The organism is Leclercia barmai (genome assembly GCF_049312895.1).
Taxonomy (GTDB): domain Bacteria; phylum Pseudomonadota; class Gammaproteobacteria; order Enterobacterales; family Enterobacteriaceae; genus Enterobacter; species Enterobacter barmai.
In genome coordinates this window covers 1,521,203-1,538,925 of record NZ_JBMNWZ010000001.1, presented here as the reverse complement: position 1 = coordinate 1,538,925, position 17,723 = coordinate 1,521,203, and the positions used below count along the sequence as shown (strand labels likewise).

16 protein-coding genes are annotated in these 17,723 nt (G+C 58.5%); 8 read left to right on the top strand and 8 right to left on the bottom strand.

The window, feature by feature from the left end:
• Positions 1-101: 101 nt before the first annotated feature.
• Positions 102-1,640: a methyl-accepting chemotaxis protein gene (locus ACOYA6_RS07320; protein WP_422654388.1), complete on the top strand. Its 1,539-nt coding sequence runs from the start codon at positions 102-104 to the stop codon at positions 1,638-1,640.
• Between the two features lie 35 nt (positions 1,641-1,675).
• On the opposite strand, the gene pqqU is transcribed toward ACOYA6_RS07320, so the two are convergent.
• Complete coding sequence (pqqU, locus tag ACOYA6_RS07315) at positions 1,676-3,790, bottom strand: TonB-dependent receptor PqqU (protein WP_422654387.1); 2,115 nt, start codon at positions 3,788-3,790, stop codon at positions 1,676-1,678.
• A gap of 265 nt (positions 3,791-4,055) precedes the next feature.
• Between pqqU and yncE the strand changes: the two genes are divergently transcribed.
• On the top strand, positions 4,056-5,117 hold the full coding sequence (yncE, locus tag ACOYA6_RS07310) for a 7-bladed beta-propeller protein YncE (RefSeq protein WP_422654386.1): 1,062 nt from the start codon (positions 4,056-4,058) through the stop codon (positions 5,115-5,117).
• Between the two features lie 109 nt (positions 5,118-5,226).
• Here the strand turns inward: yncE and ACOYA6_RS07305 are convergent, their stop codons facing one another.
• On the bottom strand, positions 5,227-5,772 hold the full coding sequence (locus ACOYA6_RS07305; protein ID WP_422654512.1) for a TetR/AcrR family transcriptional regulator: 546 nt from the start codon (positions 5,770-5,772) through the stop codon (positions 5,227-5,229).
• Here ACOYA6_RS07305 and ACOYA6_RS07300 point away from each other — a divergent pair.
• Positions 5,708-6,097, top strand: a complete 390-nt coding sequence (locus tag ACOYA6_RS07300; protein WP_422654385.1) for a RidA family protein — start codon at positions 5,708-5,710, stop codon at positions 6,095-6,097. The genes ACOYA6_RS07305 and ACOYA6_RS07300 overlap by 65 nt on opposite strands.
• A gap of 70 nt (positions 6,098-6,167) precedes the next feature.
• Here ACOYA6_RS07300 and ansP read toward each other — a convergent pair whose 3' ends face one another.
• Positions 6,168-7,664, bottom strand: a complete 1,497-nt coding sequence (gene ansP, locus ACOYA6_RS07295) for an L-asparagine permease (protein ID WP_138369026.1) — start codon at positions 7,662-7,664, stop codon at positions 6,168-6,170.
• 346 nt (positions 7,665-8,010) lie between these two features.
• A complete protein-coding gene (locus tag ACOYA6_RS07290; RefSeq protein ID WP_422654384.1) occupies positions 8,011-8,901 on the bottom strand; it encodes a LysR family transcriptional regulator in 891 nt (296 codons plus the stop codon).
• Positions 8,902-9,012: 111 nt separating this feature from the next.
• Here ACOYA6_RS07290 and ACOYA6_RS07285 point away from each other — a divergent pair, with 111 nt between their 5' ends.
• A complete protein-coding gene (locus ACOYA6_RS07285) occupies positions 9,013-9,411 on the top strand; it encodes a (R)-mandelonitrile lyase (protein ID WP_422654383.1) in 399 nt (132 codons plus the stop codon).
• Here the strand turns inward: ACOYA6_RS07285 and ACOYA6_RS07280 are convergent.
• On the bottom strand, positions 9,383-10,690 hold the full coding sequence (locus ACOYA6_RS07280) for an HdeD family acid-resistance protein (protein WP_139565158.1): 1,308 nt from the start codon (positions 10,688-10,690) through the stop codon (positions 9,383-9,385). The genes ACOYA6_RS07285 and ACOYA6_RS07280 overlap by 29 nt on opposite strands.
• A gap of 2 nt (positions 10,691-10,692) precedes the next feature.
• Complete coding sequence (locus tag ACOYA6_RS07275; protein ID WP_422654382.1) at positions 10,693-11,937, bottom strand: MASE1 domain-containing protein; 1,245 nt, start codon at positions 11,935-11,937, stop codon at positions 10,693-10,695.
• Between the two features lie 233 nt (positions 11,938-12,170).
• Between ACOYA6_RS07275 and ACOYA6_RS07270 the strand changes: the two genes are divergently transcribed.
• Positions 12,171-12,785, top strand: a complete 615-nt coding sequence (locus ACOYA6_RS07270; RefSeq protein ID WP_139565156.1) for a Fic/DOC family protein — start codon at positions 12,171-12,173, stop codon at positions 12,783-12,785.
• Here the strand turns inward: ACOYA6_RS07270 and ACOYA6_RS07265 are convergent.
• Positions 12,782-12,928, bottom strand: coding sequence for a hypothetical protein (locus tag ACOYA6_RS07265; RefSeq protein WP_138369021.1), 147 nt, complete (start codon positions 12,926-12,928; stop codon positions 12,782-12,784). The genes ACOYA6_RS07270 and ACOYA6_RS07265 overlap by 4 nt on opposite strands.
• Positions 12,929-13,064: 136 nt before the next feature.
• Positions 13,065-14,600, bottom strand: coding sequence for a methyl-accepting chemotaxis protein (locus ACOYA6_RS07260; protein WP_422654381.1), 1,536 nt, complete (start codon positions 14,598-14,600; stop codon positions 13,065-13,067).
• A gap of 344 nt (positions 14,601-14,944) precedes the next feature.
• Here ACOYA6_RS07260 and ACOYA6_RS07255 point away from each other — a divergent pair, with 344 nt between their 5' ends.
• The 3 genes from ACOYA6_RS07255 (at position 14,945) to ACOYA6_RS07245 (ending at position 17,708) form a co-directional block, all read left to right on the top strand.
• On the top strand, positions 14,945-15,484 hold the full coding sequence (locus ACOYA6_RS07255) for a P-loop NTPase family protein (RefSeq protein WP_422654380.1): 540 nt from the start codon (positions 14,945-14,947) through the stop codon (positions 15,482-15,484).
• Between the two features lie 110 nt (positions 15,485-15,594).
• Complete coding sequence (locus ACOYA6_RS07250) at positions 15,595-16,590, top strand: LLM class flavin-dependent oxidoreductase (protein ID WP_422654379.1); 996 nt, start codon at positions 15,595-15,597, stop codon at positions 16,588-16,590.
• Positions 16,587-17,708 carry a M20 peptidase aminoacylase family protein gene (locus ACOYA6_RS07245; RefSeq protein ID WP_422654378.1) on the top strand — a complete coding sequence of 374 codons (1,122 nt, stop codon included), beginning with the start codon at positions 16,587-16,589 and terminating at the stop codon, positions 17,706-17,708. The genes ACOYA6_RS07250 and ACOYA6_RS07245 overlap by 4 nt, the downstream gene beginning before the upstream one ends.
• Positions 17,709-17,723: the final 15 nt, after the last annotated feature.

The following is a 17,723-nucleotide window of genomic DNA, read 5'->3' as shown; positions in this document are numbered from 1 at the left end:
GGCTATTTTTTATCCTACAGATAAGACCAGCTTAACTATGAAATAACCCTGAAGCCTGCCGATAACCTTAAAAGGCACAATCGCCTTTTAAGGAGCCAGGAATGAGTGTCAGTCAACGATTACGTAATATAAAAATGAGCAGAAAGCTCGCGGCGGGTTTTGGTCTGGTATTGCTGCTGGTGGCAGTTTCGACCCTGCTCAGCGTGCAGCGCTTTAAAGAGATTCGCGACGTTTACCAGCAAACCAACCTGATCTACAACATCAATATCGAGGTCTTCCAGGCCAAGATTAACCGCCTGAAATTCCTCTACAACGGCGACGAAAAGTCCGGCCAGCTGATGGCGAACTACGTCAAACACGCCGCGGAACTGACCGAAGAGGCACAGCAGCTGGAGTGGACGGCAAAAGAGAAGGCTATCGTTGACGCGATTGCCGGGCATCTGGCCCAGTTTGCCAGCAGCGTGAGCGAAATGCAGACCGCAATGACGGCCTTAAACGCCGACAAAAACGACCCGGCGGCCACCGCAGCCCTGAAAGCGGCGGAAGACAAGGTCAAAACCGCCGGGGATAACAGCAGTGCCTCTATCCGCGACATCATCGCCCTGGTCAAAACCCATAACGACTCGCTGGCCTACAGCTCCAGCACCATCACCGCCATCATCGGAGTGGCGGCGATCCTCTTCGGCATCCTCGTCTCCTGGTGGGTGACCCGCCAGATCACCCGTCCGGTCAAACATAACCTTCAGCTTGCGGAACGCATTGCCAGCGGCGATCTCAGCTCTGAAATCCGCCCGCAGGGCGAAGACGAGCTGGGCAAACTGACCGGGGCGATGGGGCGGATGAACGACAAACTGCGCCTGATGATTGGCGAGGTGCGCAGCAGCGTGGCGCAGGTGTCGCTGGCGGCCAGTGAAATTGCCGAAGGCAATACCGACCTCTCTTCGCGCACCGAGCAGCAGGCCGCGGCGGTAGTGCAAACCGCCGCCAGCATGGAAGAGCTGACCGCCACGGTGAAAAACAACGCCGATAACGCCCGTCACGCCAGCCAGCTGGCGGCTGAAGCTTCGCAAACCGCCACCCACGGCGGACGCGTCATGCGCGATGTGGTCAGCACCATGAGCGACATTAACACCAGCTCGCAAAAAATTGCCGATATCACCGCGGTCATCAACAGCATCGCGTTCCAGACCAATATCCTGGCGCTGAACGCCGCCGTTGAAGCGGCGCGGGCGGGCGAGCAGGGGCGAGGCTTTGCAGTGGTGGCGAGCGAAGTGCGCAGCCTCTCCCAGCGCAGCTCCCAGGCGGCTAAAGATATTGAACAGCTGATCAGCGAGTCCGTCTCCCGCATCTCAACCGGTAGCGACCTGGTGGCGAAAGCCGGGCAGACCATGGAGCAGGTGGTGGACTCGGTGACCCGGGTGAATGACATCATGGGTGAGATCTCCTCGGCCTCCGAGGAGCAGAGTCGCGGCATCGAGCAGATTTCCCGTGCGGTGATGGAGCTGGACACGACCACCCAGCAAAACGCCTCGCTGGTAGGAGCCTCTTCGACGGCGGCAGGGGCGCTGGAAGATCAGGCCCGTCTGCTGGAGTCGCTGGTGGCGGCGTTCCGCCTCGATCAGCAGGCGCAGATGGCGTAAAACAGAACCGGCAGCCTGGGCTGCCGGTCTTATTATCACTCGAAGCGATACGAGACGGAGAGACCCACCCCGTAGTTACGCCCCGGCGCAGGTTCGTAGTAACGACCGTTCGATTCGTTGACGATAACCGAGCCGACATACTCTTTGTCGAACAGGTTATCCACCCGACCAAACACGTCCATTCCCCAGTTGCCGTAGTTGAACTTATACCCGGTGTTCAGGCCCACAACCGTGTAGGACGGCGCTTTGGCGCTGTTTTCGTCGTCGGCCATGATGTCGCTCATGTAGCGCACGTCAGAGCCCGCGTACCAGCCCTCGACAGGCTGCCAGCCAAAGGAGGCATAGCCCATATTGCGCGCAATGCCCGGCATCCGGTTGCCGCTACAGTCGCCATCGCCACAGACGTTGGTGCGGTAGGTGGCATCCAGGTACGTCCAGGCCATTTTCAGCTTCCAGTTCTCAGCAAACTGCTGATCGAGGGAGAGCTCCACACCCTGACGGCGGGTTTTACCGGCGTTTTTGTAGCTGGTGCGCCCGCCCGCGCTGGCATCGACCACGATCTCATCGTCGGTATCGGTGCGGAACAGCGCCGCGGTGAACAGGCCGTTGCCGATGCGCGTTTTGCTCCCCACCTCATAGGTGTTGTTGGTCGACGGCTTCAGGCCGAAATTCAGGCCGCTCTGGTTGTCGGTACGGTAAGAGAGCTCGTTGATGGTCGGGGTCTCAAACCCGCGACCCGCTGCGGCATACAGGTTCCAGGCGTCGGTCACGCGGTACTTCAGCGCGCCTGCCGGGAGCCATTTGTGATAGCTGGCGTCGCCGCTGTCATCGCCGTTGGCCCCCTGCACGTAGTGGTCGTTCGAGTCGAACCACACCGAGCTGTAGCGCACGCCCGCGTCGAGAGAGAGCTTCTGCGTCAGCTGCCAGTTGGTTTGCAGGTAAGGGTCGACGTTCCACATCAGGTTGCGTTCGTCGCGGCGTTTCGCCCCTTTGACGCCGTAGTCCGGCACCCCGTTGTTCATCACGTAGTTTTCATACCCGCGACGATCTTCGCTCATGTTTTCGTAGTTCAGGCCGGTGGTGAAGGTCATCGGCACCAGCAGCTCCCCACGGTGGGTCCAGCGGGTGTCGATCCCCTGATAGTGGCGCTGCATATCAATCACGCCGCCGGAGTGGGTGGCTCTGAGCTGTGGCTGATACGGGATCGACTGGTACTGGGTCATCTCGCGTTCACCGGCGTAGGCCATCACGCTGAGGTCGTCCTGGGCGCTGAGCTGGCGCTCATAGCGCAGGCCAGCCTGGGTCTGCTTGATGGTTTTACGGGTGTTGTACTGATCCCCGCGCGGTGACTGGCGCGGGTTGTCCCGCCACTCCTGATAGTCCAGTCCGCCCGGATCGTTGGCTTTCATATCCACGCTGTTGAAAATCAGGCTCAGCTTGCTGGCGTCGTCGATGCGCACGCCCAGTTTGGCGTTGGCAAGATTCTTACGCGCGCCGCTGTGATCGCGATAGCCGTGGGTGGTGAAGCGGGTGGTCGAGACGGTGTAATCCACGTCGCCCGGGTGGGTGCCGTCGCCCATCGCACCGGTGGCTTTCATGCCGTAGCGCCAGGTGCCGTAGCTGCCGTAGTAGCTGCTGGCCTCGACGGTGTTGGGCTCACGTCCGGTTTCGGTGGTCATGTTAAGCACGCCGCCGGAGGCATTGCCGTACAGGGCGGAGAAGGGGCCGCGCAGCACTTCCACGCTCTCGATGCTGTTGAGATCGATGTTCGAAGTTTGCCCCTGGCCGTCCGGCATGGTCGCCGGGATACCGTCCACATAGAGGCGAATCCCGCGCACCCCAAAGGTGGAGCGGGCACCAAAACCGCGGGTAGAGAGCTGGAGATCCTGGGCGTAGTTCTGCCGGTTCTGGATCTGTAGCCCCGGCACGCTGCCGAGAGATTCAGAGAGGTTAATGCGCGGCGCGGCCTGACGCATATCTTCGCCGTTTACCACGCTGACGGCGGCAGGGGTATCTAACTCGGAGAGCGTTTGCGGCGATGCGCTGACGATCATGGTCTGTTCGTCGGCGGCCATCGCCCCGACAGGGACTAACACAACAGGAACCAACAGCAGGGGAAGCGTTTCCCTGCGGGCAGAAAAGATTTTCATGGATTAAGAAACCGGTTAAGGAAAGGACGAACCAAATGGAACATGTGCGTGTATGGTAAATCTTTTGTAAATATTTTGAAAACCAAAACAGCACATAGCGTTAACCCAAGTGTAGGTTAAATCAGCGAACGGGCCCGTTGCGAGCAAGAATTACTCCACATTGAGATAAATAATGATTACTATTCTCATCAATAATCAGGCGAAGCGATGACTTTGCCAGCCGGAAGCGATGTCAGCGATACCATTTACTCAAAAGGGAGTTGTTATGAATTTACGTCACCTGTGCTCGCCGCGTCTGCGTGGCTCATTGCTGTTGGGTTCTCTGCTGGTCGCCGGTACTTTTAATGTTCATGCCGCAGAAGAGATGCTGCGTAAAGCGGTTGGTAAAGGCGCGTACGAAATGGCCGTCAGCCAGCAGGAGAATGCGCTGTGGGTTGCCACCACCCAGAGCCGCAAAACGGATAAAGGTGGGGTGGTGTACCGTCTCGATCCGCTGACGCTGGAAGTGACGCAGGCCATTCATAGCGACCTGAAACCGTTTGGTGCCACCATCAACAACGCCACCCAGACGCTGTGGTTTGGTAACACCACCAACAGTGCGGTAACCGCCATTGACGCTAAAACCGGTGACGTGAAGGGCCGTCTGGTGCTTGATGACCGCAAGCGTAGCGAAACGGTAAAACCGCTGCAGCCGCGCGAGCTGGTCGCGGATGACACTACCAACAGCGTGTACATTACCGGCATCGGTAAAGAGAGCGTGATTTGGGTGGTGGATGGCGAAACGCTGAAGCTGAAAGAGACCATCTCCGGTACCGGCAAGTTCAGCACCGGCCTGGCGCTGGATGCGCAGGCGAAGCGTCTGTACACCACTAACGGCGACGGCGAGCTGGTGACTATCGACACTGCCATCAACAAAATCATCGAGCGTAAGAAGCTGCAGGACGACGGGAAAGAGCACTTCTACCTGAACCTGAGCCTCGACGTGAAGGGCCAGCGTGCGTTTATTACCGACTCCAAACAGCCGGAAGTGCTGGTGGTTTCCCTGAAAGACGGCAGCGTCATCAGCAAAGTGGCCGCGCCTGAATCCCTGGCGGTGCTGTTCAACCCGGCACGTGATGAAGCCTACGTGACCCACCGTGAAGCGGGTAAGGTGAGCGTGATTGACGCGAAAACCTATAAAGTGACCAAAACCCACGACACCCCGACCTTCCCGAACAGCCTGGCGCTCTCCGCCGACGGTAAAACCCTGTACGTGACGGTGAAGCAGAAGTCGACCCGCCAGCAGGAAGCCACCCAACCGGATGACGTGATCCGTATCGCGCTGTAAGTTCGCGCGTGGTTGTGCCGGGTGGCGGCTGCGCCTTACCCGGCCTACGGTTGTGTGCGGTTTTGTAGGCCCGTGCAAGCGCAGCGCCGCCGGGCAAAAGGCGGTACATTTATTGCGGACGTTGGCACAGGCCGCTTGCCAGCAGTGTAAACACCTCCGTAATGGCAGGCAGCGCCCTCTGTGGATCCTGGCTGGCGGCTATCCACAGAGCAGCATTCATGGCTGCGCTGTTTAACATATAGGCCGCGGCGTCAGCATCCACCGCTTTTATCACACCGCGATCGAGCATTTTCTGGATGCTCTGGCGGGTGGATTCAAGGCAGCTCAGCTGGCCAGGCCACTGCGCGGGATCGCCCAGAAAAGCGGGCCCATCAAGCAGAACGATACGTCTGACTTCGGGGTCGAGCGCCATTTTGATATAGGCGACGCCTTCCGCTAACAGTTTCTCCCAATCATCACCCGCATCTGCGGCCTCAGCCTTAGCGCGTTGCGCCATTTCACCGTCCATCTGAGCGACAACGGCGGCGAGGAGACCTTTTTTATCGCCAAAATTGTGGTACAGCGCCCCGCGGGTCAGCCCCACGCTGGCCGTGAGTTCATCCATTGATGCCTCAGCAAAGCCCTTCTCAGCAAAGGCTTTTCGCGCTGCCGCGATCCGTTCCGGTGATTTGCTGTTTGTTTCTGGTCAGGTAGGAAGTTGCGCCGACGGTACGCCGGAGCCGGATTTTGCCGCTCAGGTGCAGCTTGCGTTTGATAATCTGAAAGCGACACTGGCTGCGGCGGGGTGTACTTTTGAGGATCTAATTGATGTCACCACCTTTCATACCGATCCGCAAAATCAGTTTTCAACGATCATGCAGGTTAAACAGTCTCTCTTTCCGAAGCCTCTTTATCCGAACTGGACCGCCATCGGGGTGACCTGGCTTGCAGGGTTTGATTTCGAAATTAAGGTGATTGCGCGGATCCCTCCGAAACCCTAGGCCCGCGCAAGCGCAGCGCCGCCGGGCAAAAAAAAGGGAAGGCTAAGCCTTCCCTTTTTAATCTACGCTTTTACCGTGATGTTTCTTCCACCAGCGGACCATCCCGCTTTTCATCATTCGGGTGTACCGGTGCGGTGCTGTGGATCTCATGCACGCGCTTACGCACGCCAAACCAGCCTGCTACCAGCAGAACCGCCAGCAGTGGAATAGTGGCGATGGTGTAAGTTCCGTTCGGATAATCGAACGCCATCAGCACCAGCACGCTGAACAGGAACAGCAGGGTCAGCCAGGAGGTGACCGGTGCGCCCGGCATTTTAAAGCTGACGTCAGCCGCAGTGCCTTCTTTGATCGCTTTGCGCAGACGCATCTGGCACACCACGATAAAGGCCCAGGAGGCGATAATGCCCAGCGCCGCGACGTTGAGGACGATCTCAAACACCTGCGACGGCACCAGATAGTTCAGGAACACGCCAAAGACGTAGACCACCAGCGTCGCCAGAATGCCCGCGTAAGGCACCTGCTGCTTGCTCATCTTCGACATAAACTTCGGCGCAGAGCCGCCCATAGACATGGAGCGCAGAATACGGCCCGTTGAATACAGACCGGAGTTCAGGCTGGAGAGCGCCGCCGTCAGGACCACGATGTTCATGATACTGCCCACGTACGGCACGCCGAGCTTCGAGAAGAAGGTCACGAACGGGCTCTGGCCCGCCTGATAGGCGTTCCACGGCAGAAGCAGCACCAGCAGCACCACGGAGCCGACATAGAACAGGCCGATACGCCAGATCACGCTGTTGATCGCTTTCGGCACCATGTTCTCGGGATCTTTACATTCGCCCGCCGCCGTACCCACCAGTTCGATGGAGGCAAAGGCGAAGACCACGCCCTGGATCAGCACCAGCGCGGGCAGCAGGCCGTGCGGGAAGAAACCGCCATTATCGGTGATCAGGTGGAAGCCGGTCATGTTGCCGTCCAGCGGTTTGCCGGTGCCAAGGAACACGGTACCCACTACCAGGAAGATAACGATCGCCAGCACTTTTACCAGCGCAAACCAGAACTCCATCTCGGCGAACCACTTCACGCCGATCATGTTCATGGTACCGACAATAGCCAGCGCGCCAAGGGCAAACACCCACTGCGGCACATCGCCAAACGCGCCCCAGTAGTGCATGTACAGTGCCACGGCGGTGATGTCGACGATCCCGGTCATCGCCCAGTTCACAAAGTACATCCAGCCCGCCACGTAGGCAGCCTTTTCACCGAGGAACTCACGGGCGTAGGAGACGAAGCTGCCACTGGACGGACGGTGTAACACCAGTTCGCCAAGGGCACGGAGAATAAAGAAGGAGAAGATCCCGCACACCAAATAGACCAGCGCGAGGGCCGGGCCCGCCATCTGCAGACGTGCGCCTGCGCCTAAAAACAGCCCGGTACCGATAGCGCCGCCGATGGCGATCATCTGCACCTGACGGTTGCCCATCGCCTTGTGATAGCCCTCTTCGTGGGCATTCAACCAGCGACGTTTCGCAGCATGATGATCGGCTGCGCTTTTATTGCTTGTTTTCATTGAGTTACCTGTTTACCTGTCAAAATCACTTTCATGATGTCCGTAACCCGCAGCGGCAATACAAACGATTGCTTCCGCGCGGAAATATTCTGCCTTTCCAGTCATTCTGCGTATGGATAAGGCAAAACATGGCGAAGCATCCTACCTGCAATTAATATTCGACGCAAAAAATAACGGAGTGAAAGTGATGCGTATCGAAGTAAATAGTTCGTGCCGGTAATTGATGAACTCTGTTCATAACCACAAGCAGTTTGTGGCTGTAGTAGACATAAATGAATCTGCCTACATTGAATGCGTTTAGAGAAAAACGTATTGCAGCATCTGATGTCCCGCGTCGGAAAATAGATCAGCTACGCCGCAGCGCTTCTACCAGCAGGGCAAAGGCGGTGGTGTGCTGACGGCGGCTGGGGTAGTAAAGGTGATAGCCGTCAAACGCCGGACAGTACGCCTCCAGTACCCGTAACAGCCGCCCCTGGCTGATGGCCTCCTGCACCGTGTCCTCCGGGACATACGTCAGCCCCAGACCGGCCTCAGCGGCATCCAGTCGCTGGGGCAGGTTGTTCAGGGTGAGCTGTTCGTCCACCCGGACGCGGATCTCCCGCCCCTCCTGAGTAAACTCCCACGCGTACAGACCGCCGCGCGTCGGCAGACGCATGTTGATGCAGCGGTGATCCGCCAGCTGTTCCGGGCTTTGCGGCTCACCAAAGCGGGCAAAATAGTCCGGGGAGCCGACCACCGCCATCCGCATATCCGGCGCGATGCGCACCGCAATCATATCCTTCGCCACCTGCTCGCCTAAGCGCACCCCGGCATCAAAACGCCCGTCGACGATATCCGTCAGGCCGTTATCCACCGTCACCTCCACATGAATGTCCGGGTACTGGGCCATAAAGGGCTTCAGCACCGGCCACAGCACCGCGCTCATGGCGTGCTCTCCGGCGGTAATGCGGATATTGCCCGCCGGTTTGTCACGCATATCGCGCAGGGCGGTCAGCTCCTGCTCAATCTCCAGCAGGTGCGGGCTGAGGCGCATAAACAGCTGTTCTCCCGCCTCGGTAGGGGCCACGCTGCGGGTGGTGCGGGTAAGCAGGCGCATATCCAGCCTGGCTTCGAGATTGCGCATGGCGTGGCTGAGGGCCGATTGCGACACGCCAAGCTGGGCCGCCGCGCGGGTGAAGCTGCGCTCCCGGGCAACCACCATAAACGACAGCAGATCGTTGAAGTTGTCTTTCAGCATCGCGTCTCTCCGGATATATGAATTTTGCTCATGGTTCCTTTCTGATTATGCAGTCTAATCCTCGCCGTTCGCATGCGCTACTGTTAACGCAACAGCAAACGAGGAGTCAGCATGAAAATTATCCGTAGTGGTTCATTACCGTCTGCCCGTGGCCCGGAAGCCTGGTTTACCGGCACCGTGCGCATCGACGCGCCGTTTCAGGCCACCGAACCGGCGAAAGTGGGTGGGGCGACCGTCACCTTCGAGCCGGGTGCGCGCACCGTATGGCACACCCATCCGCTGGGCCAGACCCTGATCGTCACCCAGGGGCGCGGCTGGTTGCAGGAGTGGGGCAAAGAGGCAGAAGTACTCAATCAGGGCGATATCGCGTGGATCCCACCGGGCGTTAAACACTGGCACGGTGCCTGCGCTCAGACGGCGATGACCCATATCGCCATTGCCGAAGCGGTGAAAGGCAGCCCGGTGGAGTGGCTGGAAAAGGTTAGCGACGAGCAGTATCCGCAGGCGTAAATAGCCGCTTTTTGATCAGCGCAACAAGCGAGACGTCGCCGGGATGAACGATGGCGTGCAGCGCCCGGGTGTAGTCCAGCACCAGCCCGGGCGTCCAGGCCATATTGGTGGCGCGTTTGCGCAACTGCGCGGCGATCCACAGTTCCGGTATAAACAGCAGGCGCACAAAGCCGCCCCGGGCGCAGCGCTCTTTTAGCGCGCCGTCCAGCGCCGCCTCCAGAGCATAGGCCACGCTGCTGGAGCAGTTGCGCCAGGTCAGGTTGTACGTTTCGGTTTGCCGGTACTGGGTCCAGAATCCGGTTAACGAGGCGGCATTAAAGGTCGAGAAGTGGATTTTGCGGTCCGACTCGCACCAGATCCCTGCCTCGTAGCGGTAGCTGGGCTGGTATTTTCCCGCCACGGTGTTCGCCTCCACGGCCTTCAGCAGGTTAAAGAACTCGGAAGGGGAACGGTCGATCTCCGCCGCCGGATAGAGGCTGATATAGAGTTCCGGCGGGCACTCAAGCGCCGCATGGCCGGTTGAGATCACGCCGTTGGCATCCACCGCGGCGATATAGCGGTTAATCACCGGACGCGGCAGGGTCTGCTGTTTTGCCGATCCTTCCGGGGTCCAGACGTGGACGATCAGCTGATTGCCCGAGGTGTTCGTAACGACAGGCGGCAGCGCCTCGCGCGGGCCGGGGATCAGCGCCTGCGGGGCGAGAATATCAAACACCGAGCGGCCGTGGCGGATCTGGCGCATGCGCAGGGAGAGGATGACCGACTGCACCCCGCCGGTGAGCATCACCATGCCGATAAACTGCGAGACGGTGCCGTCGTGCTCCGTAGGAAACGGCAGGAACAAGAAAATCGCAAACAGGATCTGCGCTACGCCTGCCATCAGGGCGCGTCGCCAGTGGCTGAACCGCACCACCACGGCAGAGGCGATGGTGAACAGGCCGGTAATGAAGTACGCAATGCCAAAGACGATGGCCAGCGCCAGGGTGCCGTCATGCCGCCCGGATAAAATCAACATGGCGATCAGCAGAAACAGACCGCCCTTGAAGTAGAAGATCCCGCGCTGGGTTCCCTTCGCCGCCGAGCCCAGCGTCAGAGAAACCAGGCTGTCGAGGAGCAGAAACAGGCCAAAGACATGCAGCGGAAAATGCAGCCCGCCCTGTAAGCCGTCGATAAAAATCGCCAGCCCCAGTCCGCCCCACAAAATGCCCGCCAGCATAAAGAAGGGTGCCGCTTTGCGGACAAAACCTGCCCCGGCGAGTAAAAAGGCGATTTGCAGCATCGTTAACTCTCCTCCTGCGGCGTGGGCTGAAACAGGCTTCCTTTATCCTCAGACCAGAATGCCACAATCACCGGGCGATCCCTGTCCGCCATCAGCAGCATATTTCGCTCTGTTATCGCCACGGGCGGGTGGCCTGCAAGGGTCAGCGTAAAGCGAAATCGTTCGGCGACCGGCTGGCCTTTTGCCGTTGCCTGCCAGCGGGCGGCCATTTGCGCCTGCTGTTCCGGGTCGGGAATGCGGGAGAGCAGCGCCTCCCGGCTGTTAACCGGGGCTAATGCCGCGGCAAGTGTCGGGTCAGCATGGGGATCCCACACCAGCCTGCCGGTCTCAGGATCGAGGGAGTAGGCAATACTCCGGGCCTGAATATCCCTTTGCCGGTGCGTTTTCTGGGCGCGGATAAAGACCAGCAGCAGGGCGGCGGCGGAGAGGTAGCACTGCGCCAGCAAAATCGACTCTTCAGCCGTCAGGCGGGCGAGCCAGAAAGGGCCGGTTTCCCGCCAGGAGGCGTAGATCACCACCGCGCTGAACAGGATAAACGCCAGCGACGCCAGGCGATTACCGCACACCACGGTGGTGGCGGTGAGCAGAATCAACGGCAGGCAGGCCAGAGAGTAGATCAGGGCGATATTATCGCTGCGGTCGGGCACCTCGCTGAAGATAAACAGCGTGGCCAGCAGGATCGCGAACACCAGACAAACGCCCCCCAGCGACTCACGCCGCGGATCTTTATCCGGTGCCAGCAGACCCATCAGCGGCGGCGTAACGAACAGCGTGCCGGTAACGTTGGCGCTCCAGGCGAGCCAGAACCACGCCATTTGCAGGGTGCCCGCAAGGTAAGAGAGCCAGACCACGCCCGCCAGCGCGCTCAGGGTGCTGAAGACAACCGTGGCAATGATCCAGTTGACGATTTTGTGCAGCCGATCGTAACCCCGAGAGAAGTGGCGCACCGACCAGGCGATACCCAGATGGCTGAGGAGTGAAAACGTCCCCAGCACCAGTGACACGTGAAACGTATGGTGGAAGGTTATGCCCAGTGCAAGACGGGCGATAAACAGCACCAGCCCCAGCGCGAGCCACTGTTTTTTAGCGGTGAGCAGAAAAGCGGCGACGGCGACGCCAGATGGCAACCAGATAAAGGCGGTCCGGATGTCGGGCCCGTCGAGGAAGAGCGAGAGCCAGCCCAGCAGATAATAGAGCACCCCCCAGGCGAGCAGTGAGCACGCTAACGTCAGTTTCTCTGCATTCATTCAGGGCCCCCGGCGGCGATCGTCGCTATAAAAAGATATGACCTTTTCGCCGGGTTAGCCATTTTTGCGGCGGTGGTGAGTCGTCAGGAACAGGGCGTAAGATATCAGGCCACGCAGCGACCATTCACTGAATCGCGGTAGATAAGGTGAATCTAAAACGCTACGATCGTTCGATTACCATCCAGATCATGCAGGATGCAACGTTGTGAATTTATTGGAGGGGAGGTTAATGCTTGCCAAAATATGAACTTAATTCCGCTGAAGAGCGTTACCAGCCTGGCTCAGATGACTCGGTTCTGGTGAACAGGTTAGGGATCATTGATGCCAGTGAAATGGATGCACTGGAGTCCGGCTTATTGCTGTTGCTGTATGAACAATTGTTTATCGAAGACCGACCAACTGCACCGCTGACTTTTGAACATATCCGGGAGTGGCATCGCCAGTGGCTGGGGAATGTTTACGATTGGGCCGGGAGATTGCGCAATGCCAACCTTAGGAAAGACGGTTTTCAATTTGCCGCAGCCGACAGGATCCCTTTACTGATTGCTGGCTTTGAGAAGCAGTTTCTTACCCGTTCCGATGGACTAAAATCCCTGACTCGTATTGAGCTGGTGAAGTATCTGGCTGAATGTCATGTTGAGTTTATTTTAATCCATCCATTCAGAGAGGGTAATGGGCGTCTGTCGCGCCTACTTTGCGATGTACATTCGGTTCTGGCGGGAAAAGGCGTACTGGATTACAGCCTGTGGGACGAGCATAAAGATTTCTATTTCAGAGCTATCCAGGCCGGTGTAGCGGGGAACTACAGCCCAATGATGCAACTGGTTAACGATATTTTGCCCGATTAACGGGCGAGACCAACGGCTTTAGCCTGAGCCAGATTCTGTTTAAGTTGCTGCTCAATTTTTTGCACAGACACGCCTGTTTCGATGGCTGTTGAACTGGCAACGGAACGATAAATTTGGGCTTTTGTGACGGTTTTTTTTCTCATGCCAGTTACCTTCTGAACGATTCTGGAAATTCCAGGGATGAACATAACCTTTAGCAAGGTGGTTCGTCAATTTACCCAGGTCCAGATACCACTTCTCTTAATATTAGGGCGAAAATACATTTTCGCCCCAACGATCTTAGCCCCCGAACACCGCAATCGCCTGCTGCAGGCGGGTGGTGCGCTGGGTCAGGTGGTTAGCCGCCTGGGTGACGTGCTCCACCATCCCGCTGTTGTTGTGGGTCATCACCCCAATACGGGAAATGGATTCATTAATCAGGCTCAGGGCCTGGGTCTGCTCCTGGGTGGCGTGTCCAATCTCTTTTATCAGAGCCGACATGTTCAGCACGTTGCCAATCATAGTGGTCAGCTGGGTTTCGGTCTGCTCCACCATATCCACCCCGGCATTGACGCTGGCGACGTTTTTCTCGATCAGCGCCGCGATCTCTTTCGCCGCAGAGGCTGAGTGCTGGGCCAGATTACGCACTTCTGCGGCCACTACCGCAAATCCGCGTCCGGCTTCCCCGGCGCGGGCGGCTTCCACCGCGGCATTGAGCGCCAGGATGTTGGTCTGGAAAGCGATACGGTCGATTACCGCGATGATATCCACAATCTGGCCGTTATCGCGCGAGACAGACTGCATCACGCCGATGGTCTGCTTCATCACCGCCTCGCCGCGGTAGGCGCTGGCGCTGGTCTGGTCGGCCATCTGGATCGCCTCTTCTGCGGTTTCGGCAGTCTGCTTAACCGCGCTGGCAATCTCTTCTACCGCGGCGGCGGTCTGCTGCAGATCGTCCGCCGTCTCCTCCGAGCGGGCCTGCAGCGCATCGCCTTCTTGCGCCACCTGCTGGCTGATATCGCGGATGCCGCCGATCTGCGCCCCGACATCATCCACCAGCGAGTTGAGGTTTAAGCCGGATTGATTAACCAGCCGCATCATTAAGCCTAATTCATCGACGCGATCGAAATGGCTGTGATCCGTTTTGCGACCCGAAACCACACGCTGCATCTGTTTTACGATGGTTTTTAACGGCTGACAAATCTGGTTGTTAAGAAACAACCCAAGCATAATAAACAGCAGCGTCAGCGCCACTGTCTGTATTATCCCGGCAGGAAGAAATAAAGGAACGGCGAAAGTGAGCAGGGCGGTAATCCCAAGGGCGTAATTAACGCGTTTCGTGATGCTGAGCCGTTTAAATAGTGAAAGAAAAGAGAGAACACCCCGACGTACCAGCACGCCTTTATAAAAACGGTGGCCTTTTAACTCATTATTTCGCACCCGCTCGTAAAGCGCTTCACTGGCGTCAATCTCCTGGCGCGAGGGTATATTTCGCACAGAGATATAACCGGTCAGGGCGTCATTTTGATAAACCGGCGTCACGTTGGCCCGCACCCAGTAATGATCCCCGTTGTGACGACGGTTCTTCACCATGCCGGTCCAGCTCTCGCCCTGCTGCAGGGTAAACCACATATCGCCGAACGCCTCAGGAGGCATATCCGGGTGGCGGATCACATTGTGGGGCTCACCAATAAGATGTTCTTCTTTATAACCACTGGCATCAATAAAGGCTGAATTCGCGTAAGTAATATGACTTTGTGTATCGGTGGTCGACATTAAGGTCGAGCCTTCGTTAAGCAAATACTCGTTTTGTGTAACGTGAATGTTACGCCTCATGAATAACTCCGGGTGATGTCTGAGTAAAGTAAAGCCGCCCAAAAAGAGTTCAGGCAAGAGAAAATTGTTATTTTTAAAAAGAACGGACGGCGTATTCTCCACAAAATCTAATCAGTTGGATAGCGTCACAATTAACTATTTTTTATCTGTTAACGGCATCTGATGTAATAAAAATGCAATCAACAAAGCGCAGATATAAAGTCCGACGGGGAATAACCCGACTTAAGCCAAATATAAAGGAATTAATGGATCCATGACAAAAACCGGACTACCAGAAATAGCGTTTCATTAACACTGATTAAACATTATGATATTGACCCCGTTATCCGATCCGCGATGAAACGATGAAAATTAATATTATTGGCACCAGCGGCAGCGGAAAAAGCACCCTGGCCCGCAGAATTGCCGCCGAACTGGCGCTTCCCTGTATCGAAATGGACACCCTGTACTGGCGCCCTGACTGGCAGGGCACCCCGGATGACGTCCTCTTGGCGAAGCTGGAGACCGCCCTCAGCGCCAGCCCCGGCTGGGTGCTGGACGGTAACTACAACCGCACCCGCCCCGTGAAGTGGCGTGAGGTCGATCTGGTGGTGTGGGTGGATTACGGCTTGGCCCGCACCCTGCGCCAGGCGGTGACCCGCGCGGCGAAACGCGCCTGGACGCAGCAGGAATTGTGGCCCGGTACCGGCAACCGGGAGAGCTTTCGCCGCTCCTTCTTCAGCCGTGATTCCATCCTGCTGTGGACCATCAAAACCTGGCGCAGCAACCGGGCCCGCTATGAATCAGACATGCACAACCCGAACTATGCCCACATTCGCTTCGTGCGCATCACCTCCCGCCAGCAGGCCGACGCCCTGATCGCCGGGCTACGTTCTTCGCTGTAATCCAGTGCTGTATATCTGAAATCCGGCAAACCAAATGTAAATTAATTGTTTCTCAGAGGTGAAATCGCCCTTTAATAATGGCGACATGTTTAGTCAAACGAGATTGCAACATGTCCTGGCGAATCAGCATTCTGGATAAAAGTCCTGTCGCAGAACACGAAACGGCCGCCGATGCGCTGGCGCGCACCTTGAGCCTGGCGCAGCAGGCCGAAACCCTGGATTATCACCGCTTCTGGATTGCCGAACACCACAACACCCCTCAGCTGGCGAGCCCGTCGCCGGAGCTGCTGATTGCCTGGATCCTGGGGCAGACGCGTCGCATTCGCGTCGGCTCCGGCGGGGTGATGCTGCAACACTACAGCCCGTACAAAGTAGCGGAAAACTTCAACCTGCTGGCGGCCATCGCACCCGGTCGCGTGGATCTGGGCGTCGGCAAAGCACCCGGCGGTCTGCCGCTCTCGACCAGGGCGTTACAGCTCGGCCTCAGCCAGCAGGAGAAGGGCGATTTCGCGTCCCAATTGGCTCAGTTGAACGGCTGGATCAAGCCGACGTCACAGGAGGAGGCGGTTCGCGCCACCCCGCAGCCGCAGGTGCCTGCGGCGGGTTTCCTGCTGGGAGCCAGCACGGAGAGCGCGCGCCTCGCCGCCAGCCTCGACTGGGACTTCGTTTTTGCCGCCCATCTGAATGGCGATCCCGATTTGCTTCGCGAGGTGATCGGCACCTGGCGCGCCCACAGCGCCCGGGAGGTGATTGTCGCAGTGCAGGCCATCGTGGCCCCAACCCAGGAGCAGGCCGAAGCGCTGGCAAGCGCAGTAGAAGTGTGGGGCGTTGAGCTTGCCAACGGCCAGCGGGTGACCGTCGCCAGCGAAGAGCAGGCTTACGCCTTTGCCCGTCAGGCGGGCAGCGAGCCGCTGCGTATCGCCCGTCGCGCCCAGTCTTTGCTGGCAGGCACCGCAGAATCCGTGCTCGAACAGCTGGATGCGCTGCATCAGCAGTGGGGCATTGATGAGTTCATCATCGATACCCCCGTCGCCGACGGCGCGGCCCGCGTACAGTCCCTGCGTCTGCTGGCCCAGGCCAGACAGCAAAAGGAGGTGGCGGTATGAGCCTCGAACAACAGCTGATCGCGTGGCGCCGCGAACTGCACCAGAACCCGGAGCTCTCCGGCGAAGAAGTGGAAACCACCGCCCGCCTGCGTCAGTGGCTGGGGGATGCCGGGATTAAGGTTCTGCCTTACGACCTGGCGACCGGCGTGGTGGCCGAAGTGGGCAAGGGCGACAAACAGATCGCCCTGCGTGCGGATATCGATGCCCTGCCGATTGAGGAGCGCAGCGGCGTGGCCTTCACCTCTCAGCGCGCCGGCGTCATGCACGCCTGCGGCCACGACGTTCACACCAGCGTGATCCTCGGCGCGGCCCTGAAGCTGAAAGCGCGGGAAAGCGAGCTTAACGGCAGGGTGCGGATCCTGTTCCAGCCCGCGGAGGAGAACTTCGGCGGCGCGAAAAGCCTGGTCCGCGCCGGTGCCCTGCGCGACGTCAGCGCCATCTTCGGCATGCATAACGAGCCGGGCTTACCGGTGGGGCACTTTGCCACCCGTGGCGGCCCGTTCTACGCCAACGTCGACCGCTTTGTATTTCGCATTACCGGCAAAGGGGCCCACGCCGCCCGCCCGCATGAAGGCAACGACGCCATCGTGATCGCCAGCCAGCTGGTGACTGCGCTGCAAAGCGTCGCCAGCCGCAACGTAAACACGCTTGATTCGGTGGTGCTGAGCGTAACGCGCATTACCGGGGGCAACACCTGGAACGTCCTGCCGGAAAGCGTCGAGCTGGAAGGCACCCTCAGAACCCATCGCACCGAGGTGCAGCAGAACGTGAAGGCCCGGGTGGCGGAGATCGCCGCCGGGTTCGCCAGCGCCTTTAACGCGCAGATCGATATCACCTGGTACGCCGGGCCCACCGCGCTGGTCAACGATGCGACCTGGGCCGAGTTTGCCACCTCGGTGGCGCGGGAAACCGGCTACGAAACGCAGCAGGCCGAGCTGCACATGGGTGGGGAGGATTTCGCCGTCTACCTGCAGCAGATCCCCGGCGCCTTCGTCAGCATCGGCAGCGCCAGCCAGTATGGTTTGCATCATCCGGCCTTTAACCCGGACGAAGCCTTAATCGAACCCGCCGCGCGATACTTCGCCCGGCTTGCGGAAAAAGCACTGAATCAACTTTAAGGGTAAGGAGTGAAT

Coding starts and splice junctions, on each gene's coding strand:
- pqqU (WP_422654387.1), bottom strand. CDS start 3,790: ATGAAAATCTTTTCTGCCCGCAGGGAAACGCTTCCCCTGCTGTTGGTT.
- ACOYA6_RS07245 (WP_422654378.1), top strand. CDS start 16,587: ATGAGCCTCGAACAACAGCTGATCGCGTGGCGCCGCGAACTGCACCAG.
- ACOYA6_RS07260 (WP_422654381.1), bottom strand. CDS start 14,600: ATGAGGCGTAACATTCACGTTACACAAAACGAGTATTTGCTTAACGAA.
- ACOYA6_RS07265 (WP_138369021.1), bottom strand. CDS start 12,928: ATGAGAAAAAAAACCGTCACAAAAGCCCAAATTTATCGTTCCGTTGCC.
- yncE (WP_422654386.1), top strand. CDS start 4,056: ATGAATTTACGTCACCTGTGCTCGCCGCGTCTGCGTGGCTCATTGCTG.
- ACOYA6_RS07250 (WP_422654379.1), top strand. CDS start 15,595: ATGTCCTGGCGAATCAGCATTCTGGATAAAAGTCCTGTCGCAGAACAC.
- ACOYA6_RS07255 (WP_422654380.1), top strand. CDS start 14,945: ATGAAAATTAATATTATTGGCACCAGCGGCAGCGGAAAAAGCACCCTG.
- ACOYA6_RS07320 (WP_422654388.1), top strand. CDS start 102: ATGAGTGTCAGTCAACGATTACGTAATATAAAAATGAGCAGAAAGCTC.
- ansP (WP_138369026.1), bottom strand. CDS start 7,664: ATGAAAACAAGCAATAAAAGCGCAGCCGATCATCATGCTGCGAAACGT.
- ACOYA6_RS07275 (WP_422654382.1), bottom strand. CDS start 11,937: ATGAATGCAGAGAAACTGACGTTAGCGTGCTCACTGCTCGCCTGGGGG.
- ACOYA6_RS07280 (WP_139565158.1), bottom strand. CDS start 10,690: ATGCTGCAAATCGCCTTTTTACTCGCCGGGGCAGGTTTTGTCCGCAAA.
- ACOYA6_RS07285 (WP_422654383.1), top strand. CDS start 9,013: ATGAAAATTATCCGTAGTGGTTCATTACCGTCTGCCCGTGGCCCGGAA.
- ACOYA6_RS07290 (WP_422654384.1), bottom strand. CDS start 8,901: ATGCTGAAAGACAACTTCAACGATCTGCTGTCGTTTATGGTGGTTGCC.